Source organism: uncultured Cyclobacterium sp. (assembly GCF_963976465.1).
Classification (GTDB): Bacteria; Bacteroidota; Bacteroidia; order Cytophagales; family Cyclobacteriaceae; genus Cyclobacterium.
Map to the genome: position 1 here is coordinate 1 of NZ_CAXBOC010000172.1, position 9,810 is coordinate 9,810.

10 protein-coding genes are annotated in these 9,810 nt (G+C 36.8%); all 10 read right to left on the reverse strand.

Annotated features, from left to right (window positions below):
• Positions 1 to 806: DEAD/DEAH box helicase (locus AAC037_RS11260; protein ID WP_339903087.1), on the reverse strand; the 806-nt coding region annotated here is incomplete at its 3' end.
• 261 nt (positions 807 to 1,067) lie between these two features.
• A complete protein-coding gene (locus AAC037_RS11265) occupies positions 1,068 to 2,354 on the reverse strand; it encodes a citrate synthase (protein ID WP_339903088.1) in 1,287 nt (428 codons plus the stop codon).
• A gap of 294 nt (positions 2,355 to 2,648) precedes the next feature.
• Positions 2,649 to 3,065: a BrxA/BrxB family bacilliredoxin gene (locus tag AAC037_RS11270; RefSeq protein WP_014022687.1), complete on the reverse strand. Its 417-nt coding sequence runs from the start codon at positions 3,063 to 3,065 to the stop codon at positions 2,649 to 2,651.
• A 23-nt stretch (positions 3,066 to 3,088) separates the two neighbouring features.
• On the reverse strand, positions 3,089 to 3,439 hold the full coding sequence (locus AAC037_RS11275; RefSeq protein WP_339903089.1) for a DUF59 domain-containing protein: 351 nt from the start codon (positions 3,437 to 3,439) through the stop codon (positions 3,089 to 3,091).
• Complete coding sequence (locus tag AAC037_RS11280) at positions 3,432 to 3,863, reverse strand: SufE family protein (RefSeq protein ID WP_339903090.1); 432 nt, start codon at positions 3,861 to 3,863, stop codon at positions 3,432 to 3,434. The genes AAC037_RS11275 and AAC037_RS11280 overlap by 8 nt, the downstream gene beginning before the upstream one ends.
• Positions 3,863 to 5,119, reverse strand: coding sequence for a cysteine desulfurase (locus tag AAC037_RS11285; protein ID WP_339903091.1), 1,257 nt, complete (start codon positions 5,117 to 5,119; stop codon positions 3,863 to 3,865). Before AAC037_RS11285 ends, AAC037_RS11280 begins: the two co-directional genes overlap by 1 nt.
• Positions 5,094 to 6,401, reverse strand: a complete 1,308-nt coding sequence (sufD, locus tag AAC037_RS11290; protein ID WP_339903092.1) for a Fe-S cluster assembly protein SufD — start codon at positions 6,399 to 6,401, stop codon at positions 5,094 to 5,096. Before sufD ends, AAC037_RS11285 begins: the two co-directional genes overlap by 26 nt.
• Positions 6,402 to 6,426: 25 nt before the next feature.
• Positions 6,427 to 7,188, reverse strand: a complete 762-nt coding sequence (gene sufC, locus AAC037_RS11295) for a Fe-S cluster assembly ATPase SufC (protein ID WP_014022682.1) — start codon at positions 7,186 to 7,188, stop codon at positions 6,427 to 6,429.
• 12 nt (positions 7,189 to 7,200) lie between these two features.
• Entirely contained in the window at positions 7,201 to 8,646 is a 1,446-nt protein-coding gene (gene sufB / locus AAC037_RS11300; protein WP_339903093.1) for a Fe-S cluster assembly protein SufB, read from the reverse strand.
• 250 nt (positions 8,647 to 8,896) lie between these two features.
• Entirely contained in the window at positions 8,897 to 9,370 is a 474-nt protein-coding gene (locus AAC037_RS11305) for an Lrp/AsnC ligand binding domain-containing protein (protein WP_014022680.1), read from the reverse strand.
• Positions 9,371 to 9,810: the final 440 nt, after the last annotated feature.

Sequence of the window (9,810 nt, forward strand, 5' to 3'; positions counted from 1 at the left end):
ATACCCTTCGCTGTTAGCTCTTCGGTTACTTCATCTGTAACCCTTTTGGTGTTACAGAAAATTACACTCAGTTTATACTGGTGAAGGTTAATAAGTCTGCTTATTAAATCCGTTTTTAATCCAGATCTTACATCAAAGTACAATTGAGAAATATTTTCAACTGTAAGCTCTTTTCTTAATACCTTGATGATCTCAGGCTCTGTTTGGTATTTTCTAGTAAGCTCTAAAATTGGCTTGGGCATGGTAGCAGAAAAGAATACTGTTTGCCTTTCGATAGGCATAGAACTAAGTATTTTTTCAATGTCATCTCTAAAACCCATGTCTAGCATTTCATCAGCTTCATCCAACACAATGATGCTAACCTGGCTTAGGTCCAAGGTTCTTCTATCCATATGGTCCATGATTCTGCCGGGAGTACCCACCACAATTTGAACGCCTTTTTTTAAACTTCTAATTTGTCTGTCTATAGATTCGCCACCGTAAATACAGGTAGAAGAAATTTTCCTATTGTATTTGGTAAGTTTAACGATCTCACCTTCTACTTGGACAGCAAGCTCTCTTGTGGGGCACAAAATTAGGGCCTGTGGTTTCTTGTTATTGCTGTCAATGCGATCAATAATTGGAATCCCGAAGGCTGCGGTCTTACCGGTGCCTGTTTGAGCCTGACCAATAACATCGGCTCCTTGTAATAATAAGGGGATGGTTTGTGCTTGAATGGGGGAAGGTTGGGTATAGCCCATATCTTCCACTGCCCTTAAGATTTCTTCCGAAACCCCAAGGTCTGAAAATAATATTTCTTTTTCCATGAAATGTTCCTTACTTCTCAAAGCCACGGTATTCCCAAATATCCCAGTGTCGATCAACAATAAGGAACCCCACGGCGTAGGAGAAAAATGTATATTTTAAATAAGTTGCAAAGGTAAGAAAAATTAACTTAGCTTACAACTATTGCTAAGCAGTTTGTAAAATATATTCTGATTATCAGCTGATTTTACTAAATTATATTTTGAAAAGGAATAAAAAAAGGGTCTTTAGACCCTTTTTTTATTTAATCTAAAAACTTTGGATTATCTTTTATCAATAGGTACGAAAGGTCTTTCTGTATTGCCTACGTAGACTTGCCTTGGTCTACCAATTGGTTCATTGTTTTCACGCATTTCTTTCCATTGTGCGATCCAACCCGGGAGTCTTCCCAAGGCAAACATTACGGTAAACATATCAGTAGGGATACCCAAAGCCCTGTAAATGATTCCTGAGTAGAAATCAACATTAGGATAAAGTTTTCTATCTACAAAGTACTGATCATTTAAGGCAGCACTTTCAAGTTCTTTGGCGATGTCTAAAACAGGATCATTGATACCTAATTTCTCTAATACATCATCAGCAGCCTTCTTGATGATTTTAGCCCTTGGATCAAAGTTTTTGTAAACCCTGTGTCCAAAACCCATTAATCTAAATGGATCATTTTTGTCTTTAGCTTTCTCTAAGTATTTCTTAGAATCACCACCATCTGCCTTAATTGCTTCGAGCATTTCAATTACAGATTGATTGGCACCTCCATGAAGTGGTCCCCAAAGCGCATTAATACCTGCAGAAATGGATGCATAAATACTGGCCTGTGAAGAACCTACAATTCTTACTGTAGATGTAGAACAGTTTTGTTCATGATCTGCATGAAGAATCAATAATTTATCCAAGGCTTTTGAAATAACAGGATCTATTTCATATTTCTCAGAAGGCAAGGAGAACATCATTTTCATGAAATTACCACAATAATCAAGGCTATTGTCAGGGTAATTTACAGGATGTCCCATTTTGTTTTTATAAGCCCAAGCAGCAAAGGTTGGCATTTTAGCCAATAACCTAACCATGCTTAGCTTAATTTCCTCATCGGTATTGTTTGGATCCAATGAATTTGGATAAAATGCAGTAAGTGAGCAAATTAATGAAGAAAGTACACCCATCGGATGAGCTACGGATGGAAATCCGTCAAGAATCTTCTTGATGTCTTCATGTACCAAGGTGTGGTTTGTGATCCTTCCTGCAAAATCATTGTACTGCTCTGTGGTTGGTAATTCACCATTTATCAACAAATATGAAACTTCTAAGAAATTAGAATTTTCTGCTAAGTCTTCAATATTATAGCCTCTATACCTTAAAATACCTTTCTCCCCATCCAAAAACGTAATGGCACTTTTGGTCGATCCGGTATTTTTAAAACCCGGATCAATGGTAATTAACCCCGATTGACCACGTAATTTCGCAATATCAACCGCAATTTCATTTTCTGTACCTTCGGTGACTGGAAGATCATATTCTTTACCTTTAAAGGATAGTTTAGCAATATCCGACATGTGTTTATTATTAAATGATTTTATAAAGTTCCTAACTTATACAGTTAAAATAAATTTGAATACAATTTAGTAAAATTTGTGCAATATTTTTTAAAAACATAACGCAAATGCTGTAGGAAAGTGTTTTCGAAATAAAAATTATATTTGGAATAAAGTGTTAACTTCCTCAGTATAGCAATTATTGTATCCATAAATTCATCAATTCAAATTATTTTCTGTTGAATTGACAAAATTTATTTCAAGAGTTGATTAATGTTTTGTACATGAATAAAAAATGCCCTAAAAGGGCACTCTTTAACAAAAATGTTCGAAAACCTCAACCAAGTGATCCCCGATCATTTGGGCATTTCTTCCTTCAATGTGGTGTCGCTCAATGAAATGAACCAACTCTCCATCTTTAAATAATGCCATGGCTGGTGAGGAGGGAGGATAAGGAAGAACCAATTCTCTAAATTTCGCAACTGCATCTGCATCGTTACCGGCGAAAACTGTTGCCAATACATCAGGTTGCTTGGAGGCTTTTTCCAATGCGGCTCTAACACCCGGACGGGCTGCACCTGCTGCACATCCACATACTGAATTTACTACGATAAAGGTAGTCCCTTTATGCTCACTAAGGTGATCTTCTACATCCTGAGCGGACTTGAATTCCTTAAAACCTGCTTCTGTAAGCTCTGCACGCATTGGTGCAATCAATTCTTCTGGATACATATTAGTTTTTTTTTATTGTATTTTTATAAAAATCCCAATTCTAACTTCGCAACCTCCGACATCATGTCTTGAGAATAAGGTGGGTCAAAAGTGAGTTCTACTTCTACATTATTTACTCCTTCAATACTTCCAACACTTTCTTTTACCTCTGAAGGTATAGATTCCGCTGCGGGACAATTGGGAGAAGTAAGTGTCATTAAAATATAAACATTGTTTACAGGGTAAACAGTTATCTCATAGATCAGGCCAAGCTCATATACGTCTACCGGAATTTCAGGATCGTATACATCTTTTATGGCGTTGATGACCTTCCCCTTTAAGGCTTCTTGATCATCCGTTGACTGCTCTTTATTTTCCATAGCTGGTTTATGCATTAATTTTGGCTTTATAAGCTATTGCAAATAATTTCATTTGTTTGATCATCGCAGTAAGACCATTGGAACGCTGTGAACCGATGATATTACCCATACCGATCTTCTCTATAAAGTAAAGGTCTGCATTGATGATTTCATTGGCCGGTTGCCCGGAAAGCACCCTAATCAAAAGACTGATTAAACCTTTGGTGATATCGGTATTGGAATCAGCTTGAAAGTGAACCTTTCCCTCTTCTAAACTACTTGTTAACCAAACCTTTGATTGGCAACCTTTGATGATATTGTCCTCGATTTTATCTTTTTCAGGAAATTCAGGCAATTGGTCTCCAAGTTCCATGATATAATAAATAGTGGATTCCTTGTCATCACCAAGAATTTCAAATTCACCAATTATTTCTTCTTGAATACTGTTTATTTCTGACATTAATTTTTCCTTTTTGAGATTCTTTTCAAGCTCTCAATTAGCCTGTCAATTTCTTCTATGGTATTGTAAACAGCAAAAGAAGCCCTGACAGTTCCCTCTACTTGTAACCTATCCATAAGTGGCTGGGTGCAATGGTGACCGGTTCTAACGGCAATACCTGAAGCATCCAACATCAAGCCTACATCAAAGGGATGAATGTTATTAATTCCAAAGCTTAATACGCTAACTTTTTCTTTTGCGGTGCCTATGGGAATAAACCCTCTAATTTCCCTGCTTCTTTCCACAGCATGCTTCAATAGCTCATTTTCATGATTTCTTATGGCCTCTTTACCCAGATTATTTACAAATTTGATGGCTTCACCAAAGGCAATTACATCTCCAATATTAGGTGTTCCTGCTTCAAATTTATAAGGCAGATCATTAAAGGTTGTTTTTTCAAAGCTGACTTCCTTAATCATTTCTCCTCCTCCTTGATAAGGGGGCATAGCTTCTAAAAGCGCTCGTTTCCCATACAAAAATCCTACCCCGGTAGGGCCATAGACCTTGTGTGCAGAGAAAGCGAAAAAATCACAATCCAAATCCTGCACGTCTATATCCATATGAGCTGTACTTTGTGCGCCGTCCATAAGGAATTTCGCCCCAACGGTATGGGCTTGCCTGATCATATCTTTGATAGGGTTGATGGTACCCAAAGCATTGGATGCATGGACAACGGCCACCAGCTTGGTCTTTTCAGAAAGCAATTGACGGTAGGCATCCATGTCCAATTCACCATTGTCGTGAATTGGGATTATTTTTAAGATCGCTCCTTTTTCTTCACATAAGATTTGCCAAGGTACTATATTAGAATGGTGCTCTAGGGTGGAAATGACAATTTCATCTCCCTTTTCTATAAAAGCCCTTCCAAATGTACTTGCTACCAAATTGATACTTTCTGTTGTTCCCTTGGTAATAATAACTTCTTCTGACGAAGGAGCATTAATAAAATCTTTTACTAGATGCCGGGTGTTTTCAAAGTAATCTGTGGACCTGGAAGCCAAGGTATGCGCTCCCCTGTGAATATTTGAATTGTCTAATTCATAGTATTTTCGCAAAGCTTCAATCACTTGAATGGGCTTTTGCGTGGTTGCAGCATTGTCAAAATAGGCCAGAGGCCTTCCATTTACTTCTTGATGAAGTATAGGGAAATATTCCCTGACCTTATTTTCAACTATAATTCCTGAATTATTTTTAATGGCTGCCTCCAAGTCGTTCATGTACTATTTTTTCACAGTAATTTTTAAAGGATTCATTGGTGATATGGTCCAGAACTTCTCCTGCAAATGCGTATAGCAGCAATGATTTTGCGCTTTTTTTGCCTATGCCCCTTGCTCTAAGGTAAAAGAGAGCCTCTTCATCCAGTTGACCGGTAGTACAGCCATGAGAGCATTTCACATCATCTGCCCAAATCTCAAGTTGTGGTTTGGTGTTTAAAGTCGCATCCTCTGACAACAAAATATTGTTGTTTTGCTGAAACGCATTTGTTTTCTGGGCATCCTGTCTTACAAAGATCTTTCCGTTGAAAACACCTCTGGAATGGTCCGTTAAAATTCCTTTGTACAGCTCATTCGATTCTGAATGAGGCATTTTGTGGTCCACATTGGTATGGTTGTCAACATGCGTTTTTCCATTCAGTAGGTAGAGGCCATACATATTACCCACACAATTGCTTGCGTTGATATTGAGACTAAGGTTATTTCTTAGCATTTCCCCACTTAAACTCAATAACACAGAAGTAAAGGTGGCATCCCGAGCGATTTCTGTCCCCGTATTGCTAACCCCAAGTTCTGATTTATGACCGTCTTGAAGCTTATAATGTCTGATATGCGCATTGTCTTCAACATTCCATTCAGCCACCTCATTGAGGAAAACAGTGGACTCGTTCAAGTAAACCGTTATTTCTATGACTGTAGCCTGACTGTTTTTGCCTGCATGGTAAAAGGCCCTAGGTTGAACACATTGGCCGGTAGCGTCTGTGTTAACAAAATCCACCACTACTATGGGCTTTTCGATAATCAAGCCATCAGGAATGTCAATTCGGATTCCAGATTCAAAGCAATAAGCGTTTAATGCGGTGAAGGCATCTTTATCAATCGTTTCGATGGATCCAATTTCACTAGCTTGTTCTTCATCCAATTCAGAAAAGGGCTTTACAGAAAACGCTGCATCCTTGTAATTGGATAATGAAGGATCAAATAGACCATTATTCCTGACAAGTGTATACCCATCAAGTGTATTGATCAACTGATTGTTTTTGATTATCTCAGCAAGGTTATCAATTGATTGGGGAGAAGAATAATTTTCTATCTTGTCAATGACCCGCTTGGTGATATTTGTATATTTATATTCCTCTTCTTTCAAAGTAGGAAAACCGGTAGCATTAAGCGATGATTTTGCCTCCGTTTTCAATTCCTTGAAAGGGTTTGAATCGTTTAAATCCGCCTGCTTAGAAAGGAATAATTCTACCAGTTTATGATCTTTCTTTGTTGATAATGTCATTAGAAATTATAATCTTGGATTAAAACTAAACCGTTGCTCCTGATAATTCATCCTTGATCCAGTCGTAACCTTTGGCTTCAAGTTCTAAGGCCAATTCTTTAGTTCCGGATTTCACAATTTTACCCTTGTACAATACATGTACATAATCCGGGACGATATAATCCAGCAAACGCTGATAGTGTGTAACAACTATCGTCGCATTGTCTTTTGATTTTAGCTGATTGACTCCGTTGGCTACCACTTTAAGGGCATCAATATCTAAACCGGAATCAGTTTCATCCAATATAGAAAGGGAAGGTTCCAACATGGCCATCTGAAAAATTTCATTCTTTTTCTTTTCTCCACCAGAAAAGCCTTCATTCAAAGCCCTACTCAATAATTTCTGGTCAATTTCGACCAATTTCATCTTCTCTTTCATCAATGAAAGGAATTTTACTGCATCCAATGGGCTTTCACCTCTGTACTCTCTTACTTGGTTTACAGCCGTTCTAAGGAAATTTGTAGAGCTTACTCCCGGTATTTCCACAGGGTACTGAAATGCTAAAAACACACCTTCTCTCGCCCTATCTTCCGGGCTCAGTTCCAATATGTCCTTACCTTTAAAGGTTACAGAACCTTCGGTGACCTCATATTCCTCACGTCCAGCCAAAACTGAAGCTAAAGTGGATTTTCCTGAACCATTTGGTCCCATGATGGCATGTACTTCCCCAGGTTTGATTTCAAGGTTTATACCATTCAATATCGGGCTGCCTTCAATTGCAGCATGTAAATTTTTTATTGATAACATTTTTCTAATTTTTTATCCTACGCTTCCTTCCAAAGTAAGAGCCAATAGTTTTTGGGCCTCTACAGCAAACTCCATTGGAAGTTGATTGAGCACTTCCTTTGCATAACCGTTAACAATCAAGGCTACAGCATCTTCAGAGCTAATCCCTCTTTGGTTGCAATAGAAGATTTGATCTTCTCCAATTTTTGAGGTAGTGGCTTCGTGCTCTACCTTGGCAGAAGAATTTTGAATATCTATATAAGGGAAAGTATGTGCTCCACATTTATCTCCCATCAAAAGTGAATCACATTGAGAGAAATTACGAGCGTTGCTGGCTCTTTTCATAACCTGCACCTGACCCCTGTAAGAATTCTGGGACTTGCCCGCGGAAATTCCTTTAGAAACGATTCTGGAACGTGTGTTTTTTCCAATATGAATCATTTTAGTTCCCGTATCTGCTTGTTGGTAGTTATTTGTTACAGCAACAGAATAAAACTCTCCTATTGAGTTGTTTCCTTTAAGAATACAAGATGGGTATTTCCAAGTGACTGCTGAACCGGTTTCTACCTGAGTCCATGAAATTTTTGAGTTGTCGCCGGCACATATTCCTCTTTTTGTTACAAAATTGTATATGCCTCCTTTTCCATCTTTATCCCCAGGATACCAATTTTGAACAGTGGAGTATTTTACCTCTGCATTTTCTTTGGCATATATCTCTACAACCGCAGCATGAAGTTGATTCTCGTCTCTTTGAGGTGCAGTGCAACCTTCCAAATAAGAAACGTAAGACTGATCTTCTGCAACAATTAGCGTTCTTTCAAATTGACCGGTATTGGCAGCATTAATTCTAAAATAGGTGGACAGCTCCATTGGGCAGCGCACACCTTTGGGTATATAACAAAATGAACCATCTGAAAATACAGCTGCGTTAAGGGCAGCATAATAATTGTCAGTAGCAGGAACAACAGATCCCAGGTACTTTTTGACCAATTCCGGGTGCTCTTTCACTGCCTCACTAAAAGAACAAAAGATTACACCAAGTTTTGAAAGGGTCTCCTTAAAGGTAGTTCCGACTGATACTGAATCCAATACCACATCTACAGCTACTCCTTGAAGTCTTTTTTGTTCATTTAATGAAATACCAAGTCTTTCATAAATTTTCAAAAGTTCAGGATCAACATCACTGATACTTTTTGGCTTGCTTTTTTGTTTTGGAGCTGAATAAAACCTCAATGATTGAAGGTCTACTTTAGGATATTGAACATTTGCCCAAGTAGGCTCTTCCATCTTACTCCACTGTTCAAAAGCTTTAAGGCGCCAATCTAAGAGCCATTTTGGCTCTTCTTTTTTTGAAGAAATCCATCGAATGATGTTTTCATTTAAACCAATAGGAGCCTCATCAGTTTCATAATCAACTGACCAGCCATGCTCATATTCTTTGGATGTAAATTCTTCTAAGATTTCATTGTCCTTGCTCATAAAAAAGAGTTATTTAGACTAATTATATTTTGAACCACAAATATACAACATTAATCTATTTTTTATTGTTCTAAAAGTGGTCAAATAATATAAAAATATTTTTTAGGACCTTAAAAACCTGATTTTCAGTACTTTGATATTTTAAAAAATACTATTGAATTCAATAGTGAATATTGAAAAAACCATATACAATATATGAAAATCTAAATAAAAAATTTATTTAGATTTAATCTTAATAATTAATTTAAGTTTATTTTTTATCGGTAATTAAATGAATTGGCCTATTGATACTTTCTTCAAGAACAATTAGGGTTTCTGTCCTGTCAATCCCTTCCACTAACTGAATTTTGTTTAGTACGTCTCTTAAATGATTGGTGTCTTTACAAATGATTTTGGCGAAGATGCTATAATTACCGGTAGTATAATAAGCATTGATGACCTCTGATATATCTTTTAGTTTCTCAATAACCGTATCGTATAAGGAGCTTTTTTCTAAGTAAATCCCGAGGAATGCAGAAATATCGTAACCTAGTTTAGAATAGTCAATGTTCAAAGTTGCGCTCTTAACAACCCCAAGGTCCTCCAACTTTCTCATTCTTACATGAACAGTCCCGGAAGAAACGAATACCTTTTTAGCGATCTCGGTATATGGGGTTTTAGCATCTTTGTTGAGTAGTGAAATTATTTTCAGGTCTACATTGTCAATATCTAAAATTTTATCCATTTTTTATTAAGTTAATTGTTAATTCCAAAATAAAGATCTGGTTAAATTATTAAATTGTCAAAGAATTTAATAACTATTTTTGATTTCAAGAATAAGAATTCTTGTTTTTCGTATATAAGATGCCTGTTTTTTATCAATTAATTTTAAAAGATAGAACCTACGGCTACCTTTAAAGCCAAATTAATTACTATTATTTAAGTTTTAAATTACTACAAAGGATTAATTTTTCCAGAAAAATCCTTTGTATTGGTAGATTCTTTGTTTACCCCATTGGTGGTGTTTTTTAGGTGTGAAAACTTCTCCATTAAAAGAAAGAGCGATATGATTTTTGCTGAAAATTGTTTGTTTTTATTGAAAGGAGTAAGGAAAGGTTTATCTTAGTTCTAAATTGTAAAACCCTTAAAATATTTTGAGATTGAGATTTCCCTGTATCCTGCTTT

Bases quoted from the DNA above. Each gene is read 5' to 3' on its own strand.
- AAC037_RS11270 (WP_014022687.1), bottom strand. From the start codon at position 3,065: ATGTATCCAGAAGAATTGATTGCACCAATGCGTGCAGAGCTTACAGAA.
- AAC037_RS11280 (WP_339903090.1), bottom strand. From the start codon at position 3,863: ATGTCAGAAATAAACAGTATTCAAGAAGAAATAATTGGTGAATTTGAA.
- sufD (WP_339903092.1), bottom strand. From the start codon at position 6,401: ATGACATTATCAACAAAGAAAGATCATAAACTGGTAGAATTATTCCTT.
- sufC (WP_014022682.1), bottom strand. From the start codon at position 7,188: ATGTTATCAATAAAAAATTTACATGCTGCAATTGAAGGCAGCCCGATA.
- AAC037_RS11305 (WP_014022680.1), bottom strand. From the start codon at position 9,370: ATGGATAAAATTTTAGATATTGACAATGTAGACCTGAAAATAATTTCA.
- sufB (WP_339903093.1), bottom strand. From the start codon at position 8,646: ATGAGCAAGGACAATGAAATCTTAGAAGAATTTACATCCAAAGAATAT.
- AAC037_RS11275 (WP_339903089.1), bottom strand. From the start codon at position 3,439: ATGCATAAACCAGCTATGGAAAATAAAGAGCAGTCAACGGATGATCAA.
- AAC037_RS11265 (WP_339903088.1), bottom strand. From the start codon at position 2,354: ATGTCGGATATTGCTAAACTATCCTTTAAAGGTAAAGAATATGATCTT.
- AAC037_RS11285 (WP_339903091.1), bottom strand. From the start codon at position 5,119: ATGAACGACTTGGAGGCAGCCATTAAAAATAATTCAGGAATTATAGTT.